Source organism: Sphingobium sp. HWE2-09, from assembly GCF_035989265.1.
Lineage (GTDB): Bacteria > Pseudomonadota > Alphaproteobacteria > Sphingomonadales > Sphingomonadaceae > Sphingobium.
Genome location: NZ_JAYKZX010000003.1, coordinates 164,966 through 179,992 on the forward strand (window position 1 = coordinate 164,966; position 15,027 = coordinate 179,992).

General features: G+C 66.3%; 11 protein-coding genes and 1 pseudogene. 7 read left to right on the forward strand and 5 right to left on the reverse strand.

The genetic code is table 11. From position 1 onward, the window contains the following. Nucleotides 1-6 precede the first annotated feature (6 nt). The 5 genes from U5A89_RS06380 to ftsH all read left to right on the forward strand — a co-directional run bounded on the left by U5A89_RS06380 (nucleotide 7) and on the right by ftsH (nucleotide 5,272). Nucleotides 7-897 (forward strand): helix-turn-helix domain-containing protein, encoded by an 891-nt coding sequence (locus U5A89_RS06380; RefSeq protein ID WP_338160363.1) that lies wholly within the window; start codon nucleotides 7-9, stop codon nucleotides 895-897. A gap of 102 nt (nucleotides 898-999) precedes the next feature. Further along, entirely contained in the window at nucleotides 1,000-1,941 is a 942-nt protein-coding gene (locus tag U5A89_RS06385) for a tetratricopeptide repeat protein (protein ID WP_338160364.1), read from the forward strand. Beyond that, nucleotides 1,932-2,876, forward strand: coding sequence for a tRNA lysidine(34) synthetase TilS (gene tilS, locus U5A89_RS06390; protein ID WP_338160365.1), 945 nt, complete (start codon nucleotides 1,932-1,934; stop codon nucleotides 2,874-2,876). The genes U5A89_RS06385 and tilS overlap by 10 nt, the downstream gene beginning before the upstream one ends. A gap of 158 nt (nucleotides 2,877-3,034) precedes the next feature. Continuing rightward, on the forward strand, nucleotides 3,035-3,226 hold the full coding sequence (locus U5A89_RS06395; RefSeq protein WP_338160366.1) for a hypothetical protein: 192 nt from the start codon (nucleotides 3,035-3,037) through the stop codon (nucleotides 3,224-3,226). Nucleotides 3,227-3,325: 99 nt separating this feature from the next. Further along, entirely contained in the window at nucleotides 3,326-5,272 is a 1,947-nt protein-coding gene (gene ftsH / locus U5A89_RS06400; RefSeq protein ID WP_338160367.1) for an ATP-dependent zinc metalloprotease FtsH, read from the forward strand. Nucleotides 5,273-5,464: 192 nt separating this feature from the next. Here the strand turns inward: ftsH and U5A89_RS06405 are convergent, their stop codons facing one another. From U5A89_RS06405 to U5A89_RS06420, 4 genes are all read right to left on the reverse strand, one after another. Further along, on the reverse strand, nucleotides 5,465-6,049 hold the full coding sequence (locus U5A89_RS06405; RefSeq protein ID WP_338160368.1) for a gamma carbonic anhydrase family protein: 585 nt from the start codon (nucleotides 6,047-6,049) through the stop codon (nucleotides 5,465-5,467). Between the two features lie 11 nt (nucleotides 6,050-6,060). Further along, nucleotides 6,061-8,265 (reverse strand): fused MFS/spermidine synthase, encoded by a 2,205-nt coding sequence (locus U5A89_RS06410; protein ID WP_338160369.1) that lies wholly within the window; start codon nucleotides 8,263-8,265, stop codon nucleotides 6,061-6,063. Between the two features lie 2 nt (nucleotides 8,266-8,267). Continuing rightward, nucleotides 8,268-9,263: a porphobilinogen synthase gene (hemB, locus tag U5A89_RS06415; RefSeq protein ID WP_338160370.1), complete on the reverse strand. Its 996-nt coding sequence runs from the start codon at nucleotides 9,261-9,263 to the stop codon at nucleotides 8,268-8,270. 61 nt (nucleotides 9,264-9,324) lie between these two features. Next, the gene (locus U5A89_RS06420; RefSeq protein ID WP_338160371.1) at nucleotides 9,325-9,864 is read right to left on the reverse strand and encodes a regulatory protein RecX; all 540 of its coding nucleotides are present in this window, start codon (nucleotides 9,862-9,864) and stop codon (nucleotides 9,325-9,327) included. A gap of 185 nt (nucleotides 9,865-10,049) precedes the next feature. On the opposite strand from U5A89_RS06420, the gene U5A89_RS06425 reads away from it, so the two are divergent. Together U5A89_RS06425 and U5A89_RS06430 are read left to right on the forward strand one after the other, a co-directional pair. Continuing rightward, on the forward strand, nucleotides 10,050-11,771 hold the full coding sequence (locus U5A89_RS06425) for a fatty acyl-AMP ligase (protein WP_338162960.1): 1,722 nt from the start codon (nucleotides 10,050-10,052) through the stop codon (nucleotides 11,769-11,771). Between the two features lie 133 nt (nucleotides 11,772-11,904). Then, nucleotides 11,905-14,199 carry a putative bifunctional diguanylate cyclase/phosphodiesterase gene (locus U5A89_RS06430; protein ID WP_338162961.1) on the forward strand — a complete coding sequence of 765 codons (2,295 nt, stop codon included), beginning with the start codon at nucleotides 11,905-11,907 and terminating at the stop codon, nucleotides 14,197-14,199. Here U5A89_RS06430 and U5A89_RS06435 read toward each other — a convergent pair. Beyond that, nucleotides 14,196-14,941, reverse strand: a pseudogene (locus U5A89_RS06435) (ParA family protein). The gene U5A89_RS06430 and the pseudogene U5A89_RS06435 overlap by 4 nt on opposite strands. Nucleotides 14,942-15,027: the final 86 nt, after the last annotated feature.

The following is a 15,027-nucleotide window of genomic DNA, read 5'->3' on the forward strand; positions in this document are numbered from 1 at the left end:
AGCAGCATGGCAGACGAAGCAGATACCGACGCCGGCGCCATCGGCGCGCCGGACGCGCAGCCTTCAACCCCCGGCGCGAAGTTGCGCGCCGCGCGTGAGGCGCAAGGGCTTTCGATACAGGATGTCGCCACCCGAACGCGCATCGCCCAGCGCCAGTTGGAGGCGGTGGAGCGCGACGATTATGCCGCCTTGCCGGGCATTCCCTATGCGGTCGGTTTCGCGCGCGCCTATGCCCGCGCGGTGGACCTGGACGAGGTGGAGATCGCCGCGGAAGTGCGCCATGGCGTGCATAATAGCGACATGGGCGCGCGCTATGAAGCGTTCGAGCCGGTCGATCCGGCGCGCGTGCCGCCGCGTCGGCTGGCCTGGGTCATGCTGGCGATCGTCGTCATGCTGATCGCGGGCTATACCGTCTGGCGGACCCAGTTGATGACGCCGCCCACCGGCGAGGAAGTCGCGCAGGAGCAGGCCCAGCCCGCCGCCGCGCGGCCCGCCGGGGTCGCTGCCCCGGTTGCGCCCGCCGCCCAGCCGGTGGTCTTCACCGCCGTCGATGATGTGTGGCTGCGCATCTATGACGAAGCGGGCGAGCGATTGAAGGACGGGCTGATGAAGAAGGGTGAGAGCTTCACCCTGCCGCCCGCCGCCAAGGGACCGATGATCCTGACCGGCCGCCCGCAGGCGCTGAGCGTCACGGTGGGCGGCAAGCCGGTCGCGCCGCTGGGATCGCCCGATCGCACGATCGCCGACGTGCCGGTCAGCGCCGCGGCGCTGCTGGCGCGGGGCGCGGCACCGGCGCAAGGCGCAGCGCCTGCCGGACGTGCGGGGGCCGCGCCCACGGCGAGCGGGACGCGTGATGCGACCGGCGCACCGACAACGGCTGGCGGCACGCAGCCCTGAGCCGTGCTGTCGGCCGGGTCGCCGCGCGGGGCGGCGACGTCGCGCTTTACCGCGCGAAATAAGGCCTTATGGTTAAGGCGGAATAGTTAGTCGGGGAACATCATGCGTCACGCCCTTTTTGCGACATCGGCGGCCTTGCTGGCGATTGCCGCGCCCGCCGTCTTTCTGCCCGCCGCCGCGCAAAATGCGCCGGTGGAGGTGCGCGTGGACCGGCTGGAAAAGGAAATGCGCGCCGTGCAGCGCAAGGTGTTTCCCGCAGGCACCCCGATCGAGGCGGAAATCACGCGCCCCAACACGCCGACGGTCGCACCCGGATCACCCGCGTCCACGCCGATCGCGGACCTGACCGCGCGGGTCGGCGGGCTGGAATCGCAGCTGGCGTCCATCACCGGACAGGTGGAGGAAAATAGCTACAAGCTGCGCCAGCTGGAGGAAGCCTTCACCAAATATAAGGCCGAAAATGACGCGCGCATGGCGTCGGCCGAAACCGCGCCCGCCCCCCGGCCATCCGCGCCTGCGCCTATGGCGAGCGAGCCTGCGCCAGTAGCGTCGTCGTCGCCCCGGCCTGCGGCGCCCAAGCCTGCCGCCACCCCGCCGGTCGCCAGCGAAGCGCGCAAGGCTGCGGTCGCGGCGGTGGAGCGGCCTGAGACCGGGGACGCGGCGGGCGATGCCTATAATTATGGCTTCCGCCTGTGGGACGCGAAATTCTATCCCGAAGCGCAGAGCCAGTTGAAGGCGACGGTCGAGAAATATGGCACCAGCCCGGTCGCCAGCAAGGCGCAGAATTTGCTGGGCCGCGCCTATCTGGATGACGGCAAGCCCGCATTGGCGTCGGTCGCTTTCTATGAAAATTACCAGAAGCGTCCGCGCGGGGACCGGGCGGCCGACAGCCTGACCTATCTGGGCGAGGCGCTCATTCAGCTGAAGAAACCGGCCGATGCGTGCAAGGTCTATCAGGAACTGGAGCAGGTCTATGGCGGCAGCCTGTCATCCACGCTGCGCGGATTGATGACCACGGGCCGCGCCAAGGCGAAGTGCAGCTAAACCAGGATAGCGCCGCGCTGCTGACGCAGTTGGAGACGGCGACGCGCGAGCTGGTCGGCGACGTGTCAGTGGCGCGTTTCGGCGTCGCCGTGTCGGGCGGGCCGGATAGCATGGCACTGCTGCTGCTGGCTGCGCGCGCCTTTCCGGGGCGGGTGGCGGCGGTCACCGTCGATCACCAGTTGCGCGCGGCGTCGGCGGACGAGGCGGCGATGGTCGCGCGCTGGTGTGCAGGGCAGGAGCTGCCGCATTCCATATTGACGCCCGATGCGCCGGTGGACGGCAATGTCCAGGCGTGGGCGCGGGCCATGCGTTATCGGGTGATGGAGGTGTGGCGGGCGGGGCAGGGCGTCGATTGGATCATGACCGCCCATCATGCCGACGATCAGTTGGAAACGATGCTGATGCGGCTCAATCGCGGGTCTGGGGTCGGCGGGCTGGCCGGCGTGCGCGGCCGGGCGGGGCGGGTGATCCGTCCGCTACTAGGCGTGCGCAAGGCGGCGTTGCAGGCCTTTGCGGATCACGAGGGGCTGCCCCATGTTCATGATCCGTCGAACGCCGATCCGCGCTTCGACCGGGCGGCGTTGCGGGCGGTGCTGGCCGATGCGCCCTGGCTGGACGCGCAAGCGGCGGCGCGCAGCGCAGGCGCGCTGGCGGAGGCCGAGGCGGCGATCCATTGGAGCGTGGCGGACCTCGCGCGGGCGCATGTCCGGACGGATGGCGCGGGATGGCGGCTGGAGCGCACCGACCTGCCGCGCGAATATCTGCGGCGGTTGCTGGTGCACATGTTGGCGCTGGCGGGGGAAGATGTGCCGCGCGGCGATAGTGTGGATCGCGCCATGGCTGCGGCACTGGCGGGCCGGCAGGTGAGCATCGGCGCATGGCTGCTCAGGGGCGGCGCGCACTGGACGTTGCAACCCGCGCCGCCGCGTCGGTGATATAAGGAGTTTTCGGACAGGGCAAAAGGTCGTTACGGAAAGGTTCCACGGCTTATCGTGACAGGCTCACGGTCTGCCGATTTATTGCATCGCAATGACCTTACTTTAACTGCTGCTGTGGCTATCATGCGCACGTTAACTAGCGGGGAATCTTGTGCATGGTGGAGATTGCGGCAGTGACCTACGGCCTGTTGGCCAGCGTCATTCTTTCGGCGGCGCAGCGTAATCGGAAAATGGCGCGGCCGCATCCGCCGATGCTGCTCTATGTCGGCTATCTGTTGTGCGGCCTGTCGGGCGGCTTGGCGCTGGCGCTGGCCTATGTCGCGCTGCACCTGCTGGGCATCGCCTGACCATCGGCCGGGCGGCGGCGAAATAGCGTTCGGACCGGCGCCGCGCGCGCTTGCGCTTTTACAGACGCGCCCTATCTTGGCCGGTGAAAGCGAGTGATGATGAACGACGAAAAAGAGCCGCAGGGCAACCCCTGGATCAAGAGCGCGATGATTTGGGCGGGCGTGATCGTCGCCCTGCTGATGTTCGTGTCGCTGTTCAACAGCCCGACCGCCGTGGGCGGCAGCGCCATCGCCTATTCCGAATTCCGGTCGAAGGTGCAGGAAGGCCAGGTCAAGGACGTCGCGATCGCGCCGGACAAGATCAGCGGCACTTTGTCGGGCGGGCAGAAGTTCACCACCATTCCCGTCAGCGATCCGGGCCTGACCGGCCTGCTGGACGACAATAATGTCAAATATTCGGGCCAGGCGCAGGACCAGCCCAGCTTCTGGCAGATTCTGGTCTATCAGTCGCTGCCGTTCCTGCTGATCCTGGGCATCGCCTTTTTCGTGCTGCGCCAGATGCAGAAGGGCGGCGGCGCGGGCGGCGCGATGGGTTTCGGCAAGTCCAAGGCCAAGCTGCTGACCGAAAAGCATGGCAAGGTGACCTTCGCCGACGTTGCGGGCATCGATGAAGCGCGCGAAGAACTGGAAGAGATTGTCGAGTTTCTGAAAGACCCGACCAAGTTCGCGCGGCTGGGCGGCAAGATTCCCAAGGGCGCGTTGCTGGTCGGCTCGCCCGGCACCGGCAAGACGCTGCTGGCCCGCGCGATCGCGGGCGAGGCAGGCGTGCCCTTCTTCACCATTTCCGGTTCCGACTTCGTCGAGATGTTCGTCGGCGTCGGCGCGAGCCGCGTGCGCGACATGTTCGAGCAGGCGAAGAAGAATGCGCCGTGCATCGTGTTCATCGACGAAATCGACGCGGTCGGTCGCCATCGTGGCGCGGGCCTGGGCAATGGCAATGACGAGCGCGAGCAGACGCTGAACCAGCTGCTGGTCGAGATGGACGGTTTCGAGGCGAATGAGGGCATCATCATCGTCGCGGCGACCAACCGCCCCGACGTGCTGGACCCGGCGCTGCTGCGGCCCGGTCGCTTCGATCGCCAGGTCGTGGTGCCCCGTCCCGATATCGATGGGCGCGAGAAGATCCTGGCCGTCCATATGAAGAAGGTGCCGCTGGCGCCCGACGTCGAACCGCGCACGATCGCCCGGGGCACGCCCGGTTTCTCCGGCGCGGACCTCGCCAATCTGGTCAATGAAGCGGCGTTGACGGCGGCGCGGCGTGGCAAGCGGCTGGTCGCGATGAGCGAGTTTGAATCGGCCAAGGACAAGGTGATGATGGGCGCGGAACGCCGCTCCATGGTCATGACCGACGATGAGAAGAAGATGACCGCCTATCATGAGGCGGGCCATGCGATCGTGTCGGTCCATGAACCGGCGTCCGACCCGATCCACAAGGCGACGATCATCCCGCGCGGCCGCGCGCTGGGCATGGTGATGCGCCTGCCGGAGCGGGACAGCTACAGCTATCACCGCGACAAGATGCACGCGAACATGGCCGTCGCCATGGGCGGGCGCGTGGCCGAGGAGATCATCTTCGGTTACGACAAGGTATCGAGCGGCGCTTCGGGCGACATCCAATATGCCACCAAGCTGGCGCGCGACATGGTCACCCAATGGGGCATGTCCGACAAGCTGGGGCCGCTGCAATATGAAGAGCAGCAGGGCGAAACCTTCCTGGGCTATTCGCAGAGCCAGCGCGTGCATATGTCCGACGAGACGGCCAAGCTGATCGACGCGGAAATCCGCGGGTTGGTGGAGCAGGGCTATCAGCGCGCGCAGGACTTGCTGAAGGGCCATGAGGACCAGTTGCACCTGCTCGCCAACGCGATGCTGGAATATGAGACGCTGAGCGGCGAGGAAATCCGGGCGTTGCTGGAAAAGGGCGAGATCACCCGCGACGACGGGACGACGATCAAGCCTTCGGTGATCCCGGCGGCGGGGTCTTCGATCCCGCGCATCCGCAAGCGTAAGGGGCCGTTCGGCGAGGCGTCGCCTGCCGGGGCTTGAGGGTTGCGATAAAGGTCGTGAAAGAGGGCGTGGCCGGTGGCTGCGCCCTTTTTTTATCCGGCTATCGTTCCAGTGAGCGGCGCTTTCGACAGCCGCGCACGATCATCTTTTGCGGTTATGCCACACTCGCAAGCCGATGCAGGTTGGTGCGCCGACTATGACCGGCCAGTCTGACCGCCCGTCGTTGCCATTTTACCCCTCCATAGCCTTCACTGCACCCTTATGCGCCTTGGCATTATGGACATAATGATCCACGCCTTCGCGCATGTCGATCAGCGCGGCGTCGCTAAGGTCGCGCATATATTTGGCGGGGCGACCGGCCCATAGCTGCCGATGCGACACCCGCTTGCCCGGCGACAGCAGCGCGCCCGCGGCCAGCATCGCGTCGCTTTCGACCACGCAGCCGCTCATGACGATCGCGCCCAGGCCGACGAAAGCGCGATCCTGCAGCACGCAGCCATGGACCATCGCCAGGTGGCCGATCAGCACATCGTCGCCGATGATCGCGGGCCAGCCTTCCGCCGGGCGGCCATCGGCGCGGTCGCCGGGGCTGTCGCAATGGATGATCGTCCCGTCCTGCACATTGGTGCGCGCACCGATCCGCACCTGGTTCACGTCACCGCGGACGACGCAATTATACCAGATGCTGGCATCTTCGCCGATTTCGACATCGCCGATGATGCGGCATCCCGGCGCGATGAAGGCGCTGGGGTGGATGACGGGCGTCTTGCCGTTGAAGGGGATGATGCTGACATCGGGATAGGCCGCGTTGGACAAGGTCGCTCTCCTTATGGTCTCATTTTCAGGATCGGGAGGATGCTGGCATGGTCGTCGGTCCAGCCGGACACGCCCGGTTGCGGCTTGATCAGCTGCCACGTCCCGGGGCCGTCCAGATGCGCCAGCTGGTCGAGGCGAGACGGGTCGCGCGACAGGGCCACCCATAGGGACGCGGCATAATGGCGATCGTCATCCTGCCTGTCCGGCCTGTAATGGCGCAGCCGCGCGTGCCAGCCTTCAGCGGCGGCGTCGGCAGCCACGACCGGTCGCAGGTCGAGATAGCGGTTGGAGATATGGATGAGGAGCAGTCCGTCGCGCGTCAGGTGGCCGCCGTATATCGCCAGCGCCTCGCGCGTCAGCAGATGCATGGGGATGGAATCGGACGAAAAGGCGTCGATCACCAGCAGGTCCGCGCCGCCCGCCGCCTGCCGCGCCAATGTCATGCGCGCGTCGCCGATGACGATGTCGGCGCGCGGCTGGCAACGCGCCAGGAAGGAGAAATAGGCAGGATTGCGGGCGATCGCCGCCATCGCCGGGTCGATCTCGTAAAAGCGCCAGGTCTGGCCGGGGCGGCGATAGCAAGCGAGCGTGCCCGCGCCCAGCCCCACCACGTCGATCCGCGCGTGGGGGCCGAACAGCGTCGGCGCATGGCGCAGCGCCAGCCCGACGCCGGAGCCGGGCGCATAATAGCTGGTCGGATCGCTTTCCCGGCCGGGCGTCAGATTCTGGACGCCATGTAGGGTGGTGCCGTGGAACAGGATGCGCTCGCTCATGCCCCGGTTCGTCACGCCATAGACGCCGAAATAGCTGCGGGTCAGCATCCCGCTGGTCGATTGGGCCAGCTTTTCCCAACCGCTCAGGCACAGCATCAGATAGACCAGCATCCCCGCGATCAGCCAGCGATGGCCGAGCGACAGGATCGCCATGGCGATGATGGCGACGAAGCAGATCGTCTTGACGATCGGCGTGACGGGGCCGGGCGGCAGCAGCCCGCCGCCCACCATGGACAAAGCCAGGCCGAGCAGCAGGAACAGCGACGCGAGCCAGACCCGGCGGCCGCGGTCCGCCCACAAGCGTCGCGGCAGGCTCAGCGTCGCTTCGCGCGCTGGCAGGAGCAGCATCGCGGCGACGAGCAGGATCGGATATTCATAGGTCCAGTCGAAGATCAGCGGCGCGATCAGGGCGCAGAACAGGCCGCCCACCATGCCGCCGACGGCCATCAGCAGATAGAAGCGGGTCAGATGCGCAGGGTCCGGACGCAGGTCGTAGAGATGACCATGGAGCGCGGTCGCAACGACGAACAGCACCGCCAGGATGCCCAAAGCGATCAGGATCGGAAATTGCGTCCCGCCGGTAAAGGCGATGCATGCGCCGATCAGCAGCACCAGCGGCGCGATCATGATCCACAGGTCCGCCCCACCACGCCGCGCGGCGAAGGCCACGGAAAAGCTGAGCAGATAGAGGCCAAGCGGCAGCACCCACAACAGGGGCATCGCGACGATATCAGTGGTGAGGTACAGGCTGGTCGCGAGCATCAGGCCAGACGGCACGGCGGCCAGCACCAGCCAGTGCAGCATTCTGCGTCCATCCGGGCTGGGCGTATCGCTCGCGTCGGCGGCGACCTCGCCCGGGCTGCCGGGGGGCAGGCGACGGGCGCTGGCATAGACCAGGAAGAACAACGCGCCGTAGCAGAGCGACCAGAGGATGCTTTGCGCTTTGAGCGTCAGCAGCGGCTCCACCAGCAGGGGATAGGCGAGCAGCCCGGCGAAACTGCCCAGGTTCGACGCGGCATAGAGCGGATAGGGGTCGCCCCCGTCCGCCAGCGCATACCAGCGTTGCAGCAGCGGCGCCTGCGCGGCGACGACGAAGAAGAGCGGGCCGATGGATGCGCCGAGCAGCCACAGCACCCATAGGGCCGGTTGCATATCGGATGGCGGCTGCCAGCCCATCAGGCCGATCGGCAGGAAGATGGCGGCGAGCAGGAACAGGCCCATATGCACCAGCGCCTGCCGCCGCGCGGGCAGGCGGCCGAGCATATGGGCATAGGCATAGCCGCCCAGTAGCAGCGCCTGATAGACCAGCATCGCCGAGTTCCACACCGACGGCGCTCCGCCGAGGCGCGGGAGCGCCATACGGGCGATCATCGGCTGAACCAGGAAGAGCAGGAAAGACCCCGCGCAGATCGTAAGGACGAAGCGCGCGCGGGTGCCGATCATCTTTAGGCGCCCAGCAGCCTGGCGGCGTGGAGCGCGTGATAGGTGAGAACGCCGCTGCATCCGGCCCGCTTGAACGCCATCAGCGTTTCCAGGATCAGCGCGTCGCGATCGCCCGATCCGGCAGCTGCGGCATGTTCGATCATCGCATATTCGCCTGACACCTGATAGGCGAACACCGGCACGGCGAAGCGGTCGCGCACGCGCGCGACGATGTCCAGATAGGGCAGGCCCGGCTTCACCATCACGCTGTCGGCACCTTCGGCCAAGTCCAGTGCGACCTCGCGCAGGGCTTCCTCGCCATTGGCGGGGTCCATCTGGTAATTTTTCTTGTCGCCCTTCAGCAGTCCGCGCGATCCCACCGCGTCGCGGAACGGGCCGTAGAAGGCGCTGGCATATTTGGCGGCATAGGCCATGATCTGGACATTGGGGTGGCCGCCTTGTTCCAGCGCGCCCCGGATCGCGCCGACCCGGCCGTCCATCATGTCGCTGGGCGCGATGATGTCCGCGCCCGCCGCGGCCTGGTTAAGCGACTGGCCGATCAATATGTCGATGGTCGAATTGTTCAGCACATAGCCGCTATCGTCCAGCAGTCCGTCCTGCCCGTGGGCGGTATAGGGGTCGAGCGCCACGTCGGTGAGGATGCCGATGTCCGGCACCGCATCCTTGATCGCGCGGATCGCCCGGCACATGAGATTGTCGGGATTGAGCGCTTCGGCGCCATCGTCGCTGCGGCGATCGAGTTGCGTGTTGGGGAAGAGAGCGAGGCAGGGAATGCCCGCGTCGCGCGCGTCCTTCGCCCGTTCCACCATCAGGTCCACCGACCAGCGCGATACGCCGGGCAGGGCGGCGATGGGTTCCTCCACTTGGTGGCCTTCGGTGACGAAAAGGGGCCAGATGAAGTCGCTGGGCGACAGGCGGTTTTCCGCGTGCATCGCACGGCTCCAGGCGGACGCGCGGGTGCGGCGCAGGCGCAGCGCCGGATAGGGGGCATAGGTCATGGCGAGGGTGTAGGCGGCGGGCGCAAAGGGATCAAGCAGGGTGGTTGGTCCGGCCGGTGGCCTATTCGTCCTCCGCCGCCATCGGCTCACCCGGCGGCGCATCCACCCAGCGTCGCGCCATGGCATAATCATGGCCCGCCCGCAGGAACGCCGCGATCGCCTTTTCCCGCTGCTTGGGGTCCAGCGTGCCGGTCGCATAGGGGCCGACCCGTTTGCGCCGGGCGAAGCGCTCCGCTGCCGCCCAGGCTTCCGACGCGATCTGCGCGTCGGCCTGTTCCCTGTCCGCTTCGGCGATTCCGGCGGCGCGCAGATCCTGTTCGATCCGTCGTGCGCCAAAGCCGCGCCGCGCCAGCGCGCCGCTCTTCATCACGGCATAGCTGGCGTCGTCGATATAGCCCAGATCGACGAAACGGTCGGCCAGCCCTTCCGGATCGGCGGGCTGTTCGCCGCCCCAGCCGCGCTCCTTAATCTTGCGCTGCAAATAGCTGAGCAGCTTGCCCCGGCTGGTCGCGAAGCGCGCGACGTAGCGCAGCGCCATGTCGCGCAGCGCGGCGTCATCGAGCGGTGGGGGAGGCGTTTGCCGGTCATGCCGCGCCTTCATGATACATGCATGATAGGAACGCCATGTTTATGCCACAGTCGGGCCGGAATTTCACCGCGCCTTGTCGGCTATGAGTGCAGGCTGGAATGCAATAGGCGGTGCATATGGCGGCCAAAGCTGCTAGCGGCCCCGCTTTCACACCTTTTAGACCATTGGGTGAAACCAATATGACGGGTTCGCAAGACATGATGGCACCGACGCCGACCACTGATGACCTGCCGCGCCGCTTCTCGGACTTCGAGACGCTGGGCGACGCGCTGGACTATGCGGCGCAGGGCAAACGCGGCCTGAATTTCCACGACGCCCGCGGCAATCTGGCGCGGCCCTATCCTTTCGCCGAACTGCGCGCCGATGCCGTAGCCTGCGCCCATCGCCTGATCGCCCATGGCGTGAAGCCTGCCGATCGTGTCGCCCTGGTCGCCGAAACCGGCGCGGATTTCGCGATGCTGTTCTTCGGCATCGTCTATGCCGGCGCCTGGCCGGTGCCGCTGCCGCTGCCGACCAGCTTCGGCGGCAAGGACAGCTATATCGACCAGTTGAATGTCCAGCTGACCAGCTGCGACCCGATGCTGTTCCTCTTCCCCAAGGAACTGGCGGAGATGGCGGGCGAGTCCGGTCGCCAGAAATCGGTCGAAAGCATCGCGTTCGAAGATTTCATCGCCCGCGAAGCGACCCCCGTAGACCTGCCGCAGGCGCGCACCGACGAAATCGCCTATCTGCAATATAGCAGCGGTTCGACCCGCTTCCCCCATGGCGTGGCGGTCACGCATCACGCGCTGCTGTCCAACCTGTCGGCGCATAGCCATGGGATGCAGGTGCAGGACAGCGATCGCTGCATCAGCTGGCTGCCCTGGTATCATGACATGGGCCTGGTCGGCTGCTTCCTGTCGGTCGTCGCCAACCAGGTGTCTACGGATTACATGAAGACGGAGGATTTCGCCCGCCGTCCGCTGGCCTGGCTGGATCTGATCAGCCGCAATGAAGGTACATCGATCAGCTATTCGCCAACCTTCGGCTATGACATCTGCGCGCGTCGCATGTCGAGCCAGACCAAGGCGCAGGACCGGTTCGACCTGTCGCGCTGGCGGCTGGCCGGTAACGGCGCGGACATGATCCGCCCGGATGTGATGCAGAGTTTCGTGGACGCCTTTGCCGATGCTGGGTTCAGCCCCAAGGCGTTCCTGCCCAGCTACGGCCTGGCCGAAGCGACGCTGGCCGTCACCATCATGCCGCCGGGCGAAGGCATCATCGTGGAACTGGTCGAGGAAACCGACCTGTCGGGCGGCGACGCAACCGAGGGGCGTCCGCAGCGGTTCCGCTCGATCGTCAATTGCGGCAAGCCTGCCAAGGACATGGTCGTGGAAATCCGTGACGAGGATGGCGGCCTGATGAATGAGCGCCAGATCGGCAAGGTGTGGACGACCGGGCCGAGCCTGATGGTCGGCTATTTCCGCGATCAGGCCGCGACCGACGCCTGCATGGCGGACGGCTGGCTCGACACGGGCGACATGGGGTATCTGAGCGACGGCTATCTCTACATCGTCGGCCGCGCCAAGGACATGATCATCATCAACGGCAAGAATCACTGGCCGCAGGATATCGAATGGGCCGTCGAGCAGCTGCCCGGTTTCAAGCAGGGCGACATCGCCGCCTTCGCCATCACCACGCCGGGCGGGGAGGAAGCGCCCGCCGTGCTGGTCCATTGCCGCACGTCCGACAATGAGGAGCGTTCGCGCCTGCGCGACCAGATTCGCGAGCGGGTGCGGGCCATCACCGGCATGAACTGCGTCGTGGAACTGGTGCCGCCGCGCACCCTGCCGCGCACCTCTTCGGGCAAGCTCAGCCGGTCGAAGGCGCGCAACCTGTATCTGACCGGTGAAATCCGCCCCTACGACATCGCGGCCTGATCGGAAAATGGCTTTGGGCGTCGTCCGGGTTACCGATTGATAACCCGCAGCGGCTAGACCCGGCCATGTGGATAGCCGACAGGATCATAACGAACGACCGGATCGCCAGGCGCGGGTGACGCTGCGATCCCTGATGGGCCTGTCGCCCGTCAACGGCGTGGTGGGCGTGCGCATATTGGAGGCGCAGCTGCGGTCCGCCGACAGCGTCGCCATCCTGCGCCAGGGCATGAATATCTGCGGCCTGCTCTTCCTGTGGCAGGTCTTTTCCCATTGCTGCCCACCCGCGCTGATCGCAGGCTGGAGCGTCGCGTTGATCGTTGCGACCCTGGTGGCGGCCGGGCTGGACCGACAGCGGCGACGGGCCGGGAATATCGGCCTGACCCGGGCCGACCTGCGGCGGCACGCTTTGGGGGGATTGTTGCAGGGGCTGGTCTGGGCCGCCTGCATGGCGCTGATCTCCGGGTCCGGGCAGACCGACGAACTGGTGGCGCTCTGGACCCTGGTGAGTTGCATCATGGTCTGCGGCGCCATCAGCTATGCCGCGACCCCGCTGTCGGCCACCGCCTATCTCGTCCCCTGCATCGCGGGCATTTTCGCGATGTTCGATGCGGGCGGGCAATTGCCGTTGCAGGCGCTGGCGACGAGCTATGCCCTGTCGCTGCTGGCAGGCTGCCTCATCTATGCGCGCACCTTTGCGCGGCAGCATAGCAGCACCGCCCAGCTGGCGGAAAAGAGCGAAGTCGTCAGCCTGTTGCTGCGGGAGTTTGAGGAAGGCGGGTCCGACTGGCTGTGGCAGACAGACGCTTTGCGGCGGATCAGCGGGGTGTCGCACCGCTTTGCCGAAACCATGGGGATGCCGCCGGGCCAGATGGAAGGCGCGTCGCTGGTGCAGATGTTGGCGGGCAGCGGCTGGGACGATGGTCGGTTCGCGGCGGGGCTGCACAGCCTGGCCGATCATTTGAAACGGCGCGAAAATTTCAGCAATCTGGTTCTGCCGGTCGAAGTCCGGGGGCAGTGGCGCTGGTGGCAATTGTCGGCGTCGCCGCGCTATGACGAGAACGGCATTTTCCAAGGGTTCCGCGGGGTCGGATCGGACGTCACGGCGCAACGCGAATCGGCGGACAAGATCGCGCAGCTGGCGCGCTTCGATCCGCTGACCGGCCTGCCCAACCGCAGCCACCTGCGCGAGGTGCTGGACCAGGCGATGGGCGCGGCCAAGGGCCGGTCGCCGGGCTGCGGTTTCCTGATGATCGACCTCGACCGGTTCAAGGCGATCAACGATAGTCTGGGCCATCAGGTCGGCGACCAGTTGCTGAGCCAGGTAGCCCGGCGATTGCGGCAGGTGTGCACGGCGGACGAGTTTTGCGGTCGGATCGGCGGCGACGAATTTGCCGTGGTCATGCCGCATATTCGCGACGGCGCGGCCATTCCGCGTCTGGCGTCCGCCATCATCGGCGCGCTGTCGGCGTCCTACCAAGTCGATCACCATCTCCTGCATGTCGGCGCGTCGGTCGGGTCGGCGCTGTCCCCGATGGACGGGCGCGAATCCGAGGCCTTGATCCGCAGCGCCGACCTTGCCCTCTATCGCGCCAAGGACGAGGGCGGCGGCATCCATTGCGCCTATGAGCCGCAGCTTCATGCGCAGGCGGAAGAGCGGCGGCAGCTGGAACAGGCGCTGCGCGAAGCCCTGGAAAAGGATCAGTTGCACGTTCTCTATCAACCGGTGGTCGATGCCGAGCGGGGCGTGGTGCTGGGGTTCGAGGCGCTGGTGCGCTGGACCCATCCGGAACTGGGCGCGATTTCCCCGGTCAAGTTCGTGCCGGTGGCGGAAGAGGCGCGCCTGATCGCGCCGATCGGCGAATGGGTGTTGCGCACCGCCTGCATGGAGGCGGTGACATGGCCGGACGATATCCGGATCGCGGTCAATGTATCGGCCGAACAATTGACCCATCCCAGCTTCGTGGCGGCGGTCGTGTCGGCGCTGGGGCAAAGCGGGCTTGATGCCCGGCGGCTGGAGCTGGAGGTCACCGAAAGCGTGTTCCTGAACGAGGATGCGGGTGCGCTCAAGATATTGGACCAGTTGCTGAGCCTGGGCATCCAATTGTCGCTCGATGACTTCGGCACCGGCTATAGTTCGTTGGGCTATCTCAGCCGCACGCGGTTCAACACGATCAAGATCGACCGCAGCTTCGTCGTTGGCGCTTCGCAAAATACCGCCGAGAGCCTGGCGATCATCCGGGCGGTGGTAACGTTGGCCGACAGCCTGGGCATGAGTACGACGGCCGAAGGCGTGGAGACGGAGGCCGAATTGCAGATGGTCCGGCAACTGGGCTGCAAGAAGGTGCAGGGCTATTATTTCGGACGGCCGATGTCGCCGCAGGATGCCGCGCGCCTGTTTCCAGCGCCGCAGCGGGTGGCGATCGGTTAAGCCAGCAACTGCCGTTCGACCATGGTCCAGAGCGCGGCGAAGGCGTGTGCGGGTGGGGACGCCGGCGCGAAGGCGCCGAGCGGTTTGCGGCGCACCGTCATCTGCTCGATCATGCTCGCCATCGGGATGGCGGGCCAGCCGGGCTGGCTTTCCAACGCGGCGCGATGCAGGCTGCGGCGGCGGTCGACCATCGAATAGACCGGCAGGATCGGCGCGTGGCTGCCGCCGCGCTGGACCAGATAGCGGGCGACCTCGCCCATCGCCCGTTGCGACAGGGGGAGGGGATGACCGGGATGACGATCAGATCGGCGGCGCGCAGCACCTGCTCGCTGGTTTCGGTCAGGCCGGGCGGGCAGTCGAGGATGATGCGATCATAGTCGCGGCCGAGGCTCTCGATCAGTTTCGACAGCCGCTTCTTCTTGTCCATTTCACGGAAGAGATGGTCGAGGCTGCGCAGCGAGGTGTCGGCGGCGATCAGGTCCAGCCCCGGCACGGTCGAAGGCTGGATCAGCTTGCGGACGTCCACATCCTTGCTGAAGATCGCCTGGGCGGCGTCGCGGCTTTCCGTGTCGGTGGACAGCAGCCAGCTGGATGCCGCCTGCGGGTCCAGATCCCATAGAAGGGTGCGCCGTTTGGAGATGCAGGCCGATGCCCAGGCCAGGTTGATCGCGAAGGTGGTCTTCCCCACGCCGCCCTTCAGACTATAGACGGCGATGGTCGCCAATGCCGGTTCCTTTGCCATGGGACGAGAGGCTAAGGCCTCTTGCCATCAAAGCAAGCGCTCAATCACGGCTTTGTTACGCGGTCGTGACGCAGGGCAAATGCGAC